Here is a 15618-nt window from a genome sequence, read left to right on the forward strand (position 1 = left end):
ATTATGATTATCCAAACTGAGCAAATAGGTCGAGTGGTTTTAATTCGACTCAACCGCCCCGACAAACTTAATGCACTCAACAGCGAAGTTATGTCTGCAATTACGCAGACATTGACGGAGTATGACCAAAATCCAGACATTGGGTGTTTTGTGATAACGGGATCGGAGCGTGCTTTTGCCGCAGGTGCTGATATCGCTGAGATGTCGGACAAAAGTTACACCGATATGTTGAGCACAGATTACTTCTCTGGGTGGGATGCATTCTGTGCACTTCGGACTCCTAAAATAGCGGCGGTTTCAGGGTATGCACTAGGAGGAGGGTGCGAATTAGCGATGATGTGCGACCTCATTTATGCCTCTGAATCCGCATTATTTGGTCAGCCAGAAATCAAACTGGGGGTGATTCCAGGCATTGGTGGTACACAGAGGCTCACGCGTTTGGTGGGCCGAGCTAAGGCGATGGATCTTATTTTAACGGGAAGAATGATGGATGCTGCTGAAGCGGAGCGAGCAGGTCTCGTCGCCAGAGTTATGCCCGATGAAGCGTTACTTGAAGAAACCCTTGCGGTTGCTAAAGTGATCGCCAGCTACAGCAAGCCTTCTGTCATTGTCGGCAAAGAAGCCATCGATCGAGCAGAGCAGGTTTCGTTGAAAGAAGGGTTGTTGTTTGAACGTAGAGTCTTTCACTCGTTATTCTCCACTCACGATCAAAAAGAAGGTATGCGTGCTTTTTTAGAAAAACGAGCGCCGAGTTTTAAAGGGCATTAGCGGGATCTCACCCCGTTGTAAAAATCACCCTCACTTTGAAATTAAGTGAGGGTGATTTTTAAACCTGTTGGAATGTATGGATCAACTCTGCTCATTTGATGCATTTGCCAATAATGGGGCATTGGAATAGGGCTGCGCTGAAAGCCTAAATTTGGCGATAAATAGCCCAGGTTGCTCGGATATTTCTAACTTCGATTGATGCAACGTCAGAATCGCATTGACGGTTTTTAACCCCATACCAAGCTCTCCTCCACGAATGGCTGGGTCGACCGTGTTAATGATGACGATGCTGATATCTTTCACGTTAATCTGAGAGTTTACTCCGCAGTGCGGTTTTACAAATAGCTGAATAGTTGCCTTTTCAGGGCTGTGCCGAATGGCATTTTCCATAAGGTTATCCAACAATCTTACCAATAACTTTCTATCCGCATTTACTTGGGCGTTGACTGAAATAGTACAAAAAATATCAAGCGACTTCTTTTCGAGTCCGATTTCAAAACGTGCTTTCAATTCATTTATGAACTCAACAATATCGATGATCTCATTTTGGATTTCAGGCTCTATCAACTCTTTTTTTGCCGCATCAAATTGTTCTTGAAGTTGATCGTGTAATCTCAATGCATTGCTATGTGCTGTGGAAACCAACTCCACGTTTTGTTTGCCATTGAGGAGCCAAGTTTCAAGGTAACCTTGTATGTTCGCGAGCGGTGTTTTTAAGTCGTGGCTTAAACGCATTAAGTATTCGCGACGTGAATGCTCTTGTTGCCTGAGCCGTAAAAATTGCCACTGAATATGATCGAGCAGATACCCAAACTGGCGTGACAATGGAAGCAGTTCAGTGACAGGAACAGATAAATTGGGTTCGACCCGAAAGTGCTCTTTCGCAGAATGTTCTATTTGACGAATGAGTTGCTGGCTAGGGGCAAGCAGATCTTTCTGGATTAACCGATAAATAAGAACAGTAAACAGCAAAATTAGTGCAATACCACCGATCAATATGGGGGAGTACTGCATCATATAGCGATTAACTCTCGCGATGTCTGACGATTGCCGTCCGATGACGACATACAAATAACCTTCTACCCCATTAGGGCTTTCGATAGCGGATACTGAAAACACTTTCTGACGCCCCATATCGCGTGGGTCGTCGCCTAAAATAGGGAGAGTATCATTGGCTAAAAACTGATGGATTGGGGTTAAATTTACGTGCGTTGCGATTTCAACATTACTGTCTAAGGCGGTGGTGGTTATTTTTCCATTTTTATCTAAAAAATAAATTTCAAAGTCCGGCCCTAGCATCATTAATGTGTGGAAGATGCTTTTTAGCGCCTTGGGCGAATAGTCATTCCCCTCCATGAGTGGGTTATCGTCGCGCATGTGATTGGCTAAATCTTTATGCAAGAACTGACGGGCGCGTTGCTCGCTGCCTTGCCATGTAATATGAAAGTGATAAGTCAGAAGCGGGATACTGACCAAAGACCAAATAAGAGAGAGCAAGAACAGGCGCTTTTTGAAAGAGCGAGTCATTGTCTTACCTCGTGCTGGAACTTGTAACCCACACCCCACACGGTGCGAATGAAGCGCGCGTTATTCTTAGGTACTTCGATTTTGTTACGCAGCCTATTAATGGTGCTACACACTGTGTGGTGATAGCCATCGTAGTCGGTGTCCCACACTCGAATAAGCAGCTCATCTTTTGTGAAAACCCTCCCTGGTTTACTCGCCAAGCAATACAAAAGGGAAAACTCGGTAGGAGTGAGATTTATGTTTTCTCCTGCCAAACGTACTTCATGCAGCTTTTTTGAAATCACAAGATCATCAAAAATCAACGAAGATGGTACTGAAGTGTCCATTTGCTCAGGAGCCAGTTGATGTGTTGATTGGTTGGCTAGGTGCCAATCTGGCGTGGTTTGTGGGGGGGCGACATCCGGCTGATTGTCATTAGTTTCCGTCCATCGAGTGTGTTCGGTTCTTCGCAACAGTGCTCGAACTCTTGCCTGAAGTTCAATCACACTGAATGGTTTCGTTAAATAGTCGTCAGCACCGGCTTCTAAACCGTCTACCATGTCGTGTTCGCTGGTGAGTGCTGTGAGCATCAAAACCGGAATCCCAATGTGCTGTTGGCGTAGCAGTTTACACATTTCGGTACCGTCGCCATCACACAGTTTTCGGTCTAAGATCACGGCATCGGCTAATCCTTGGCACGCTATCTGGTAACCTTCGCTGATGTGCGATGTTAATATGGTTTTATAGCCTTGAACTTTCAGATTCAAGCTAATTAGATTCGCCATATCTTGGTCGTCTTCGACCACTAGAATCGTATATGACATCCTGACTTCCCTCTCTAGTCGATTCAAGAAGTAGACCACTAGATTCTCGTATCTCTTTCAGTGAGGAGTCAGGAATTTGCTTTTTGGAAGGGAAAAGTGGAACTGGTCTCAAAAATGATGATTTCAGACATTAGGTTCTTACAAAGCGCCCAAAGCAGGCAGTGAAAGTGCGCTGTAATCCCAACTCTAATAATCGAATCGCCATGTCCAACGTTCGATAGGGTTACTTTTATTGGCAGCTTGGAGGTGACGTATCACATCAGACAGCTTCAAATACCCCATATACGTATCTTCAGGTTCAAACTCTTCGATAAGGATTTGGTGGTCACGAGTACTTTCTAAACGTAGAAACAATCTGGCCATGGCTTTCTCGCAATATTCTTTAGGGAGTAAAACTGTATCATTGAGTTAATTATCAGAGTGTAAGCGTTTGTCAGCGAGCGAGAGCAATAGCAATAACCATGTGTATCGGCTGCAACGAAAATGCCTCTCACCAAGTAGGTGAGAGGCATGTACTAAGTTTTAGCTCATGCGATGGTTAAAAGAGAAATTACAGATTTTCTTCTGCAAACTCGGCCAAACGGCTTCTAACTACACCATTGAGGTGAACGTTGGCACTGCCTTCAAAGTTTTTGAATCGCTCTACCATATAGGTTAAGCCTGAAGTGACGGGCGTTAAGTAGGCAGAATCGATTTGGGCAAGGTTGCCCGAGCACACAATTTTAGTGCCTTCTCCACATCGGGTTATGATGGTTTTGATTTGAGAGGCAGTGAGGTTTTGGCACTCATCCAGAAGTACAAAGGCATTTTGGATGGAGCGACCGCGCATAAAATTAATCGACTTGAATTGAATATTGGCTTTATCACAAATGTATTTGAGTGAACCTTCGGTGCAGTGATCGTTTTTATGCAGTGCTTCCAGTGTATCGGTAACAGCGGCGAGCCATGGCATCATTTTCTCTTCTTCCGTTCCCGGAAGGAAGCCGATGGATTCGCCGATGTCTGGTGTGTTCCTTGTAACAATGATCTTATCGAACTGATTTCGTTCAATCGACATTTCCAAAGCGGCAGCCATGGCTAGCATGGTTTTACCACTGCCCGCCGCTCCGGTTAAGATGACCAAATCGATATCTGGGTCGAGAAGGGCATCTAGAGCCATTCCTTGGTAGATGTTTTTAGGGCTGACATCCCAAGCTTGTCGGTTCATTAAGCGCTCTCGGCTTAAATGTTTGAGTGTGACTGTTTGATTTTCCATGGAATCAACACGGGCAGCAAAGTCGGAATCTTGGTCAACAATGTATTGGTTAATAAAGGTTGGCTCTAGCGACTCTTTACTGATGTCATGGTAAGTGCGTCCCCCGACACTGCGGCTTTCCACTTTTTCAATGTTTGTCCAAAAATCCCCTGTATAAGTGTGAAACCCTTTGGTTAGGAATTGGACATCATCAATCAATTGGTCTGTTCGGTAATCTTCAACAAAACGTACTCCCGCCCCTTTGGCGCGTAATCGCATGTTGATGTCTTTGGTGACAAGCACCACTTCTCGGGGTGAACGCTTGTTCTGTAGGTAAATCACCCCGTTTAAGATTCTGTTGTCGCCTGCTTTGTCGGCAAACGCACGTACGGTTTCTTGTAATTCAAAATCAGCAAGAATGGCTAATGTGCCTCCTGCGTTTTCTTTTGAAAGAGGAATGCCTTCGGATATCTGGTCTGGTGTGGCATCGTGGAACAAGTTTTCCATCGCTCGAATCGCGACGCGTGCGTCCCTCGCGACATCGCGTTTACTGTCTTTGATTCGGTCGAGTTCTTCGAGGACGGTCATTGGAATGACCACATCATGTTCTTGAAAGGAATAGATTGCGAAAGGTTCATGAAGAAGGATATTTGTATCCAGTACAAAAATTTTCCGGTCGGTATCGCCCATAAGCGTCTCCTTTTCTGCCGCAGCAGAGTGCTTAGCCAAGCATTTTTCTGAGGCATAGGTCACTGCTGAAGGCGAGGGGTACCAAAACCCCGAAAAAGGTACCGCTAAGAGAGTGACTTACTTCAGACCCGTTTAGATACCAAACTCAACACCTTGTCCTATTTCGGTGTGAGCTCACTTATAAGTATAAGCAACAGTTCGTGAGTTTGTATTTTAGATTTGTCACAACTTTTTTACACTTTGATTGCAATTGCGAAATGGGTAAAAAAAAGAGGCAAATTACTCGTGTTGAACGTGACGTGAATCACGTGTTCAAGTAAGATGAGCGCCCTTTTGAACAGGGTGAAGCCATAATTATTTACCCTGATAGAAACCGAAATACTCGATGAGGTAGTCAATCACATGACATTTGCTTTAGGCCAACGCTGGATTAGTGATACAGAAAGTGACTTGGGTTTAGGAACGGTGGTCGCACTGGATGCGAGAACCGTTACATTGCTATTTGCGGCGTCGGAAGAGAACCGCGTATATGCTCGTTCTGATGCCCCCGTTACCCGAGTCACATTCAATGTTGGTGATGTGATTGATGCTCAAGAAGGCTGGCAATTAAAAGTCGAACAAGTCGTCGATGACAATGGCGTTCTTTCCTACCTTGGTACACGTACTGATACGGAAGAATCCGGTGTGATTTTGCGTGAAATCATGCTGAGCAATCAAATTCGATTTAACAAACCTCAAGATAAATTGTTCGCGGGGCAAATTGACCGTATGGACAATTTTGTTTTACGTTATCGAGCGCTAACCAACCAGTATCAGCAGCACAAAAGCCCGATGCGTGGCTTGTGTGGCATGCGCGCTGGTCTCATTCCTCATCAGCTTTATATCGCTCACGAAGTAGGACGCCGTCATGCGCCTCGCGTATTACTTGCGGATGAAGTGGGATTGGGTAAAACCATTGAAGCTGGCATGATCATTCACCAACAGGTGTTATCTGGCCGAGCGGAACGTATTTTAATTGTGGTGCCTGAAACACTTCAGCATCAATGGTTAGTCGAAATGATGCGTCGCTTTAATTTGCACTTCTCTGTTTTCGATGAAGAACGTTGCATTGAAGCCTTTGCTGAAGCCGATAACCCATTTGAAACACAGCAATACGTTTTGTGTTCGCTTGATTTCTTACGTAAGAGCAAGAAACGTTTTGAACAAGCGCTGGATGCAGATTGGGATTTGCTGGTGGTGGATGAAGCGCACCACCTTGAATGGAGCCAAGAAGCGCCAAGCCGAGAATATCAAGTAGTTGAAGGATTAGCCGAGCGTACGGCTGGTGTTCTTCTTCTTACAGCCACACCAGAGCAACTAGGGCACGAAAGCCATTTCGCACGTCTTCGTCTTTTAGACCCAGACCGTTTTTACGATTACCGTGCGTTTGTTGAAGAAGAAAAACAGTACGCGCCTGTTGCGGATGCTGTAGCCACTTTGTTCTCTGGTGAAAAGCTGGAAAACTCTGCGAAAAACCAAATTACCGAATTGCTTTCAGAGCAAGATGTTGAACCCTTGTTCCGCATTATCGAAGGCAGTTGCGAAGAGCAGGAAAAAGCCAAAGCGCGTCAGGAATTAATTGATAACCTGATGGACCGCCACGGTACAGGTCGAGTGCTTTTCCGAAACACAAGGGCAGCCATTAAAGGTTTCCCAGAGCGTAATGTTCACCTATTGCCAATGGACATTCCAAGTCAATACACCACCGCAATGCGTGTGGCGGGTATGCTCGGTGGGCAAATGAAGCCTGAAGCTCGCGCCATGAAAATGCTTTACCCTGAAGAGATCTTCCAAGAGTTTGAAGGGGATAGTGCAACGTGGTGGCAGTTTGACTCTCGCGTAAACTGGCTCATTGAAAAAGTGAAAGAGAAGCGCAGTGAGAAGGTGTTAGTGATCGCGTCTCGCTCGAACACAGCATTGCAATTAGAGCAAGCACTGAGAGAGCGTGAAGGCATTCGAGCTACAGTGTTCCATGAGGGAATGTCGATACTTGAGCGTGATAAAGCGGCGGCGTATTTTGCGCAAGATGAAGGCGGCGCACAGGTTCTGATCTGTTCTGAAATAGGTTCCGAAGGTCGTAACTTCCAATTTGCTAGCCAACTTGTGATGTTTGACCTGCCATTCAACCCAGATTTGCTAGAGCAGCGAATTGGCCGTTTGGATCGTATTGGTCAGCAGCGCGATATCGATATCTACGTTCCTTATCTAAAAGGTACGTCTCAGGGCATTATTGCTCGCTGGTTCGAAGAAGGATTGAGCGCGTTCGGTGAAACCTGTCCAACGGGCAGAGCGGTGTACGACCAATATTCCGAACAACTGATTGAGATGTTGGCGTCTGGAAATACGGATACGTTAGATGAAGTGATTGATCAATCGCGCCATATGAATCAAGAGCTGAAAGCCAAACTTGAGCAAGGTCGTGACCGGTTGCTGGAAATCCACTCTAACGGCGGTGAAAAAGCTCAGAAAATTGTTGAGCAAATAGAATCAACCGATGGCGACACCAATTTAGTCACGTTCGCATTAAGCTTATTTGACACCATTGGTTTGAACCAAGACGACAAAGGCGAAAATGCGCTGGTGGTTACCCCTTCAGAGCACATGATGGTGCCAAGCTACCCAGGCTTACCTTATGAAGGTGCAACGATTACCTTTGATCGCGATACCGCGCTGTCTCGTGAAGATATGCACTTCATGAGCTGGGAGCACCCGATGATCCAAGGTGGTATCGATTTACTGCTTAGCGAAGGCGTGGGAACGTCAGCGGTATCGCTACTGAAAAATAAGGCGTTACCCGTAGGGACCATTCTGCTTGAGCTTGTTTATCTTGTGGATGCACAAGCCCCTAAGCGCAGTGGTTTATCGCAATTCTTACCGCAAACGCCTATTCGCATGATGTTGGATGGCAAAGGCAACGATTTGTCTGAGCAAGTCGAGTTTGAAGGCTTTAACCGTCAACTAAGCCCGGTGAATCGTCATCTCGCCAGTAAATTAGTGAGCTCGGTTCAAGGGGATGTTCATAAGCTTATTGAAGCGGGTGAAGGGCATATCCAAGGTCACTTATCGAAAGTGCGCGATTCAGCCTTGAGTGACATGCAATCTAACCTCAATGGTGAGTTGGAACGTTTGCAAGCACTTAAAGCTGTGAACCCAAATATCCGAGATGAAGAGCTCGAAGCAATTGAGCAACAAATCAAGGAACTGACGGGTTATATCCAAAGTGCTCAAATTCAGTTGGATTCACTGCGATTGATTGTCGTAAGCCATAACTGATAGAAAAATATAAGGGGAAATGGGCGAGGCTCATTTCCCCTTCACTTAGGTCAACAGACCCTAATATCTTCACGAAAGAAAAACGTTTTATGGCGATGCTTGAATACACCCCCCCGACTACTCCTTGGACAGACATTACGTACGAAGACGATGATATCCTGATTGCGAATAAGCCATCTGGGTTGTTATCGGTGCCAGGAAGAGCGCCAGAGCATGCCGACTGTATGTGGAGCCGCTTACGTGAAGAATATGCCGAACTAGAGGTGGTTCATCGTTTAGATATGTCGACATCAGGGTTGATGTTGTTTGCCAAGCATAAAGAAGCGGAGCGCTCCTTAAAGAAGCAATTTCAATATCGCCTGACGCACAAAATTTACTACGCTCGTGTCTGGGGACATCCAGAATCTGAAGAAGGTGAGGTGGATTTACCGTTGATTTGTGACTGGCCAAATCGACCAAGACAAAAAGTGTGCTTTGAACACGGAAAACCCTCTTTAACGCGATATCAAGTCGTGAAAAAGGAAGCGCGCACCTCTATTGTTCGCTTGATTCCGATAACAGGGCGCTCTCATCAGCTTCGCGTCCATATGCAGGCGTTAGGTTATCCAATTGTAGGGGATGAGTTTTATGCCACGCCAGAGGCAATGGCACATTCCGCTCGGCTTGAACTTCACTCAACAGAGCTGACTTTTTATCACCCTAACTCTCAAGAATTACAGGCGATGTTTGTGCCTTGTGATTTCTATCCCGAAGCTGAAGCGGAAATTTTGCAACAATTTCAGCTTGATAAAATATTGCCTGATTATAAATCCCTGCCTAGACCTTAATTGAAGGCAGGAAAGGAGCCTTCAATGAAAATTGTCTTTTTAGACAGAGACACCATTCCTGCCCAAATTCCTGTTCCAGAGCCTACTTTTGAGCATCAGTGGGAAGAATACCCACTTAGCACGCCTTCCCAAACCGCAGAGCGAATCAAAGACGCAGATATTGTGATTTCCAACAAAGCCATTTTGAATGAGGAAGTGCTGGCACAGGCATCCAAACTCAAGCTGATTGCGATTGCTGCCACAGGTACAAATAACGTCGATTTAAGATACTGTACTGAGAATGGAATTTCAGTCTGCAACATTCAAGGTTATGCGACCCAGTCTGTTCCTGAGCATGTAATAGCGATGCTGTTTGCACTCCGCCGCAACGTAATGGGTTACCATCAAGATATTTCAAACGGGGAGTGGCAAAAGAAAAAGCAATTCTGTTTCTTTACTCACCCCATTGGTGATGTTGCAGGTTCAACGCTTGCTATCGTTGGGTCTGGCGCATTGGGTAAAGCTACTGGCGCACTCGGACAAGCCATTGGCATGCAAGTGATCTATTCCGAGCGTAAAGGAGCAACTGAGTGTCGTGAAGGGTATGTGCCCTTTGATAAAGCGCTGGAGATAGCTGATGTGGTTTCCCTGCATTGCCCGTTATCTGAGGAAACGGCCAATCTTATCGGTCACTCTGAGCTAACCGCTATGAAGCCTAATGCCATTTTAATCAATGCAGGTCGTGGCGGGCTGGTGGATGAATTCGCCCTTATTGACGCCTTAAAATCCCAGCAAATTTCGGGAGCTGGGATGGATGTATTTACCGAAGAGCCAGCCGACGAATCCAACCCGCTAATTGCCAATATGCACCTTCCCAACTTGTTGTTAACGCCTCATGTAGCGTGGGGAAGCGACAGCGCCATTACTCGCCTGTGTGAGATCTTGATAGAAAACATCGAGTCATATGTGGCGGGTGATTTGAATAATCGAGTGGCATAAGAAAAGCACGCCGAAGCGTGCTTTAACTTTATATTTCTGTTTTTAAACTATCGAACTCTTAGGTATCGATGGATTAACCTTGAGGCTTTACAACAAGCACGCTAATTTTGGCGTTTTGTACCACTTTGGCTGCAACAGAGCCCAATACGGCTTTGTTAAGCTTTGAACGTTTATGGCTTGGCATAATGATCAAGTCTGCATTCAAAGAATCCGCGTGTTTCAAAATAGCCGCGTAAGGCTTACCTTCTGCAACGTGCGCTTCGTTATCGATGTTGGCGCTGGTTAAGCTGTTATCCGCCACTTCTTGCAGCTGAGCTTTCACGTCTTTTTTCATTTGGCTAGCGGCATCTTTCGGAAAGTAAGTCGCGACCATAGAATTGTGAATCCCAGGCAATACCGTCAGCAAGTGTACTTTGGCTTGCGAATTCTTCGCGTGCCATACTGCGAGCTCTATTGCTTTATCTGCAAAGCCTTCGTCGTTCAGGTCGACGGGAACCAAAATATTTTTATACATAGCTTATCTCTTTTAAGACAGCGCTGAACTCAACGCTGTCGATTTTAGAATACGTTAAGCTGGAATGGCGTCTTTGTTCGCTCGACGCCTTTGGTTCCAAGCCATAGCAAACAAGATCATCAGAGCGGGAACAAATACCCATTCTTTCATCGGTCTATCTGCTTCCAAGACAACCGATTTGATTTCCCAATCGAAATCGACGCCAGATGCCTCCGCTGGGCTACCAAACTCAACCATATCAACGATCATACGACCTTCAACTTCATTGAGCATTAACCCCATTGATGCCACACGTTCTTCACCGGTTACGGCTGAATCTTCAAATGGTAAACGAACAGTCTTTTCGCTGTAATCACCATCAATATCTTCGCCGCCAACACGCAGTTCTAACGTTTGACCAACATTCAGACCTTCAGCCACTTGAGTGATCTCGTGACCTTCATAATAGTCTTTTGCTGGGTAAAGCATGTCCCACCAAAATCCAGGTCGGAAGAAAGAGAACGTCAGTACAAGTAGAAGCACCGTTTCCCACCATTTGTTTCTCGTAAACCACCAACCTTGAGTCGCGGCAGAGAATATCAGCATCGCAATGATCGAAGAGATAACGGTTAAGAATAGGTGCCACCATGAATCAATGCCCATCATCAGCAACTGAGTGTTAAAGATGAACATGAACGGCAATATGGCGGTTCGGATATCGTAGGTGAAACCTTGAATACCCGTTTTAATTGGGTCGGATTTTGCAATCGCCGCAGCAGCAAAAGCCGCGAGACCAACTGGAGGCGTATCATCCGCAAGTATGCCGAAGTAGAACACAAATAGGTGAACCGCAATCAGTGGAATGATTAACCCGTGAGCTGCGCCCAAGGTAACAATAACCGGTGCCATTAGTGTTGATACGACGATGTAGTTTGCTGTTGTCGGTAAGCCCATACCGAGGATCAAACTGATGATGGCTGTGAATAGCAACATCAAGATGATACTTCCGCCAGAGATGAACTCAACAAAGTCGGTCATCACTAAGCCGATACCGGTCAGCGTCACAACGCCCACAACCGTACCTGCAGCAGCAGTCGCAACACCAATACCAATCATGTTTCGAGCACCAGAAACCAGTGCTTCAGCTAAGTCTACAAACCCTTCTTTCACTTGCTCATTAACGTTGCCTGATTTAGACAAGATAGCCATGAGTGGACGTTGAGTAATCAAGATGAAAATCATGAATACGGTTGCCCAGAATGCAGAAAGACCTGGAGAAAAACGTTCAACGGTTAAACACCAAACCAAAACAACGATTGGCAATAAGAAGTGTAAACCAGACTTAATGGTAGGACCCGGTTCAGGTACTTCAGTTAATTCCGAATCGATGGAAATAGCGCCTTCTTTAGAGTGCTTCGCTGAAATACGAATTAACGCCAAGTAAGCGATAAGTAGAGCAACCGTCACGATTGGGGTAGCTGCATCACCGAAGACATCTTTCGTCCAACCTACACCGTAGTAAACCAAGGCACTGATCACACACAAACCTAGGATGGTACCAGTGAAAGATAGTAGGCTCTGCACGAGTGTTGGAACACGGCGACGCGGAAGCCCTGTCATACCAGCTTTACATGCTTCTAAGTGGACGATGTAAATCAAAGCAATATAAGAAATAAGAGCAGGAAGCAGCGCGGCTTTGATAACCTCAACGTAGGAAATACCCACATATTCCACCATCAAGAATGCCGCAGCACCCATAATTGGTGGTGTTAGCTGACCATTGGTTGAAGCTGCAACTTCTACCGCACCCGCTTTCGTTCCTGGGAATCCGACACGCTTCATTAGCGGGATGGTGAATGTCCCCGTTGTTACTACGTTGGCAATCGAGGAACCAGAAACAAGACCGGACAATCCAGATGCAACAACAGCGGCTTTTGCCGGCCCACCACGCATGTGTCCAAGCAGCGAAAAGGCAACTTTGATGAAGTATGCACCTGCACCAGCGCGTTCAAGCATGGCACCAAATAGTACGAACAAGAAAACGAAAGAGGTTGAAACCCCTAGAGCCACACCAAACACACCTTCTGTGGTTAGCCATAAGTGAGACATCGCCTTATTCAGGCTCGCACCCTTGTGTGCAATCACATCTGGCATATAAGGGCCAGCGAAGGTGTATGTTAGGAATACCGCAGCAACCACCATTAGCGGTGGACCAAGTGCTCGACGAGTGGCTTCTAGTAGCAGCACCATACCCGTTACGGCAGCAACAATATCAAATGTGGTTGGCGCGCCAGAACGACCAGCGAGCTCAGTATAAAATAGGTATATATAAGCGGCGGCAAAACTGCCGGCTAACGCCATCGCCCAATCCACTAATGGGATATGATCGCGAGGCGATGTTTTTAGAGCTGGGTATGCAGTAAAGGCTAAAAATACTGCAAACGTTAAATGGATTGCTCGGGCTTCTGTGTCATTCAGAACGCCAAAATTGAAAATAAATGGCAGGGGTGATGCGTACCACAGTTGGAAAAGAGACCAACAAAGAGGGACAAACCATAAAATCCGACCTGGAATCCCAGCAGGGCTTCGCGCTCCAGTATCGGCTTGTGCCACCATATCTTGCACATCTTGAGACGGTGTTGTTGTCTGCGTCATGTACGTTATCCTTATTATATTTTGGTGTTATATGCTGCAAGTCCAGCAGCAGATCGTTCAATTAATGTAACGAAAAATTCTTAACAAAATGTTAACAAGTTTCATCAGTCTAGCTATTGAGACTGACGAAGACAATGACTTGTGTTTTGAAACAGTATGTCTGTCAAATTGAAGTTGGCATAAACAGGAATAACGATTGTTTGATATGCCAATAAAAGGAGGCGTGAGTGCCTCCTTTTTTGTCAAAGTATTTCTACTGAGTTTATTTTAGTAGACCCACTTCTCTGTAGTACTTCGCAGCACCTGGGTGAAGAGGGATAGAAAGACCTGCTTTTACCATGTCTTCTTTCTTCAGGTTAGCGAATGCAGGGTGCAAGCGCTTAAACGTATTGAAGTTTTCGAATACTGCTTTTGCAACGTTGTAAGCTACGTCATCAGATACGTCTGATGTCGTTACCATAGTTGCAGCAACACCAAAACTCTTAACGTCAGATTCTGTACCACGGTACATACCTGCAGGTACGTTACTGTATGCGTAGTAAGGGTTACCAGCAACGATTTCATCGATGTTGCTACCCGTTGCAGAAACTAGTTTTGCATCACATGAGGTTGTGGCTTCTTTGATTGATCCATTTGGGTGACCAACCATGTAGATGAACGCATCGATCTTGTTATCACAAAGTGCCTGAGAACGCTCAGAACCTTTTAGTTCAGATGCTAGCTTGAAGCTGTCGTTCGTCCAGCCAAATGCATCCATAACAACACCCATTGTTGCGCGATCACCAGAACCAGGGTTACCGATATTTACGCGCTTACCTTTAAGGTCTGCTACGTTATCGATACCTGCATCTGCACGAGCAATAATGTTGAATGGTTCAGTGTGCAAAGAGAACATAGCACGTAGTTTTTTGTACGGACCTTGCTCTGAGAATTTGCTTGTACCGTTGTAGCCATGGTATTGCCAGTCAGATTGAACAACGCCAAAGTCCAGTTCACCAGCACGGATGGTATTTACGTTGTAAATAGAACCACCAGTAGATTCAACTGAACAACGAATGTTGTGTTCTTTGCGACCCTTGTTCACAAGCTTACAAATTGCACCACCAGTTGGGTAATAAACGCCAGTTACAGAGCCTGTGCCAATGGTGATGAACTCTTGAGCATGAACAGAACCAGCGCCAGCTACTGCTGCAGCAATCGCACTGATTTTTACAAGGTGTTTAAATGCCATGAATTTCCCTTCCTTATTTTCATTATTCGCCACGAATGTGGAATAGCTTCCTATTGGAAACGGCATCTTTTTCAGTCCATTAGATGAAAAAGTGGCTGAATAATAGCAAAAATCTGGTTGGAAATTACAAGAATGTTAATTTCTATAGATGATAAGTCTAGAGTTGAAAAGGAATAAGGGAAACGCCTAACCCCATAAAGTCTTTGTTTTTCATGGGGTTAGATATTTGTGATTAGTTTAGTCGCAGATTGCCTTAAATGTGCGTTCGATCACAATAGTAGTGAAATGAGCTATTTATCATTTGCACTGGCGTTAATTAGCCATGGTAATCAAATAAATCACAAACGGAGTCATACAGTTCCTTGGTAGGAACGGGGAGCGTCGGAGTAATAAAGATAGTGTCATCACCAGCGACAACACCTAATATGCCTTCTGATTTTCCTAGGGAATCTAACAACCTAGCGATAAGCTGTGCGGCTCCAGGACCGGTATGGATGACAACCAGCGCGTTGTTGTGGTCTATGTCCAACACTAGCTCTCGTAGAGAACTTGATACGGTAGGGACTCCAAGTTCTGCAGGAAGACAGTACACCATCTCCATTTTAGCGTTTCTTGTACGAACAGCGCCAAACTTGGTGAGCATTCGAGATACTTTGGACTGGTTTATATTTTCAAAACCTTCAGCTCTCAGAGCATCGACGATTTCCCCCTGTGAACCAAAGCGTTCTTCTTTTAATAGTGCTTTAAAAGCACGTACAAGGTTGTCTTGTTTTTCTGTATTTCGCATGATTCTCAATTTCATATAGTTAAAACTATTTTTGTTATTTTTGCATAGATAATGCACCTTCACCAACTTCTGCCCAATTTCTGCTACTAAAGTCACTTGTACTCATTCTTTTACTCTTAGATGAAAAGTTCTAAATTTCGGTGCTTTTAGGTGAGATTTATGCCACAAATATTTTAATCAAACTTGTTGTATGCTCTGGGTTTTAAGAGCATTCTCTTGCTTCATTTTGTAGCACGAAAAGGTCGATTTGCGCGAAGTCGCAAAGATGTCGTTAATTAATTGTAATAAGAACGTAGTTACTATAGTTTCTTAT

At 45.2% G+C, this 15618-nt stretch carries 12 protein-coding genes; 4 read left to right on the plus strand and 8 right to left on the minus strand.

What is annotated here, in order from left to right:
* Nucleotides 1-3 precede the first annotated feature (3 nt).
* Entirely contained in the window at nucleotides 4-768 is a 765-nt protein-coding gene (locus LDO37_RS03165; protein WP_126607824.1) for an enoyl-CoA hydratase, read from the plus strand.
* 81 nt (nucleotides 769-849) lie between these two features.
* Here the strand turns inward: LDO37_RS03165 and LDO37_RS03170 are convergent, their stop codons facing one another.
* The 4 genes from LDO37_RS03170 to LDO37_RS03185 form a co-directional block, all read right to left on the minus strand.
* Nucleotides 850-2295, minus strand: a complete 1446-nt coding sequence (locus LDO37_RS03170; RefSeq protein ID WP_126607823.1) for a sensor histidine kinase — start codon at nucleotides 2293-2295, stop codon at nucleotides 850-852.
* Entirely contained in the window at nucleotides 2292-3098 is an 807-nt protein-coding gene (locus LDO37_RS03175) for a response regulator transcription factor (RefSeq protein ID WP_126607822.1), read from the minus strand. Before LDO37_RS03175 ends, LDO37_RS03170 begins: the two co-directional genes overlap by 4 nt.
* A 186-nt stretch (nucleotides 3099-3284) precedes the next feature.
* Complete coding sequence (locus LDO37_RS03180; RefSeq protein WP_185829802.1) at nucleotides 3285-3461, minus strand: hypothetical protein; 177 nt, start codon at nucleotides 3459-3461, stop codon at nucleotides 3285-3287.
* 187 nt (nucleotides 3462-3648) lie between these two features.
* Nucleotides 3649-5022 (minus strand): PhoH family protein, encoded by a 1374-nt coding sequence (locus LDO37_RS03185; RefSeq protein ID WP_126607821.1) that lies wholly within the window; start codon nucleotides 5020-5022, stop codon nucleotides 3649-3651.
* A gap of 402 nt (nucleotides 5023-5424) precedes the next feature.
* Here LDO37_RS03185 and rapA point away from each other — a divergent pair, with 402 nt between their 5' ends.
* The 3 genes from rapA to LDO37_RS03200 all read left to right on the plus strand — a co-directional run bounded on the left by rapA (nucleotide 5425) and on the right by LDO37_RS03200 (nucleotide 10139).
* The gene (gene rapA, locus LDO37_RS03190; RefSeq protein WP_126607820.1) at nucleotides 5425-8334 is read left to right on the plus strand and encodes an RNA polymerase-associated protein RapA; all 2910 of its coding nucleotides are present in this window, start codon (nucleotides 5425-5427) and stop codon (nucleotides 8332-8334) included.
* 89 nt (nucleotides 8335-8423) lie between these two features.
* A complete protein-coding gene (rluA, locus tag LDO37_RS03195) occupies nucleotides 8424-9161 on the plus strand; it encodes a bifunctional tRNA pseudouridine(32) synthase/23S rRNA pseudouridine(746) synthase RluA (RefSeq protein ID WP_126607819.1) in 738 nt (245 codons plus the stop codon).
* 24 nt (nucleotides 9162-9185) lie between these two features.
* Complete coding sequence (locus LDO37_RS03200; RefSeq protein ID WP_126607818.1) at nucleotides 9186-10139, plus strand: D-2-hydroxyacid dehydrogenase; 954 nt, start codon at nucleotides 9186-9188, stop codon at nucleotides 10137-10139.
* 73 nt (nucleotides 10140-10212) lie between these two features.
* Here the strand turns inward: LDO37_RS03200 and LDO37_RS03205 are convergent, their stop codons facing one another.
* From LDO37_RS03205 to argR, 4 genes are all read right to left on the minus strand, one after another.
* Nucleotides 10213-10653: a universal stress protein gene (locus LDO37_RS03205; protein ID WP_101113350.1), complete on the minus strand. Its 441-nt coding sequence runs from the start codon at nucleotides 10651-10653 to the stop codon at nucleotides 10213-10215.
* 54 nt (nucleotides 10654-10707) lie between these two features.
* Complete coding sequence (locus LDO37_RS03210) at nucleotides 10708-13287, minus strand: TRAP transporter permease (protein ID WP_126606374.1); 2580 nt, start codon at nucleotides 13285-13287, stop codon at nucleotides 10708-10710.
* Nucleotides 13288-13549: 262 nt separating this feature from the next.
* Nucleotides 13550-14518 (minus strand): TAXI family TRAP transporter solute-binding subunit, encoded by a 969-nt coding sequence (locus LDO37_RS03215; RefSeq protein WP_126606373.1) that lies wholly within the window; start codon nucleotides 14516-14518, stop codon nucleotides 13550-13552.
* Nucleotides 14519-14834: 316 nt separating this feature from the next.
* Nucleotides 14835-15305 carry a transcriptional regulator ArgR gene (gene argR / locus LDO37_RS03220; protein ID WP_101113429.1) on the minus strand — a complete coding sequence of 157 codons (471 nt, stop codon included), beginning with the start codon at nucleotides 15303-15305 and terminating at the stop codon, nucleotides 14835-14837.
* Nucleotides 15306-15618 lie beyond the last annotated feature (313 nt).

The sequence above is a fragment of the Vibrio penaeicida genome (assembly GCF_019977755.1).
Lineage (GTDB): Bacteria > Pseudomonadota > Gammaproteobacteria > Enterobacterales > Vibrionaceae > Vibrio > Vibrio penaeicida.

What these genes read in the sequence shown, in the direction of transcription:
- LDO37_RS03175 (WP_126607822.1), bottom strand. Translation starts at nt 3,098, where the DNA reads ATGTCATATACGATTCTAGTGGTCGAAGACGACCAAGATATGGCGAAT.
- LDO37_RS03165 (WP_126607824.1), top strand. Translation starts at nt 4, where the DNA reads ATGATTATCCAAACTGAGCAAATAGGTCGAGTGGTTTTAATTCGACTC.
- rapA (WP_126607820.1), top strand. Translation starts at nt 5,425, where the DNA reads ATGACATTTGCTTTAGGCCAACGCTGGATTAGTGATACAGAAAGTGAC.
- LDO37_RS03200 (WP_126607818.1), top strand. Translation starts at nt 9,186, where the DNA reads ATGAAAATTGTCTTTTTAGACAGAGACACCATTCCTGCCCAAATTCCT.
- argR (WP_101113429.1), bottom strand. Translation starts at nt 15,305, where the DNA reads ATGCGAAATACAGAAAAACAAGACAACCTTGTACGTGCTTTTAAAGCA.
- LDO37_RS03205 (WP_101113350.1), bottom strand. Translation starts at nt 10,653, where the DNA reads ATGTATAAAAATATTTTGGTTCCCGTCGACCTGAACGACGAAGGCTTT.
- LDO37_RS03215 (WP_126606373.1), bottom strand. Translation starts at nt 14,518, where the DNA reads ATGGCATTTAAACACCTTGTAAAAATCAGTGCGATTGCTGCAGCAGTA.
- rluA (WP_126607819.1), top strand. Translation starts at nt 8,424, where the DNA reads ATGGCGATGCTTGAATACACCCCCCCGACTACTCCTTGGACAGACATT.
- LDO37_RS03210 (WP_126606374.1), bottom strand. Translation starts at nt 13,287, where the DNA reads ATGACGCAGACAACAACACCGTCTCAAGATGTGCAAGATATGGTGGCA.
- LDO37_RS03170 (WP_126607823.1), bottom strand. Translation starts at nt 2,295, where the DNA reads ATGACTCGCTCTTTCAAAAAGCGCCTGTTCTTGCTCTCTCTTATTTGG.
- LDO37_RS03180 (WP_185829802.1), bottom strand. Translation starts at nt 3,461, where the DNA reads ATGGCCAGATTGTTTCTACGTTTAGAAAGTACTCGTGACCACCAAATC.
- LDO37_RS03185 (WP_126607821.1), bottom strand. Translation starts at nt 5,022, where the DNA reads ATGGGCGATACCGACCGGAAAATTTTTGTACTGGATACAAATATCCTT.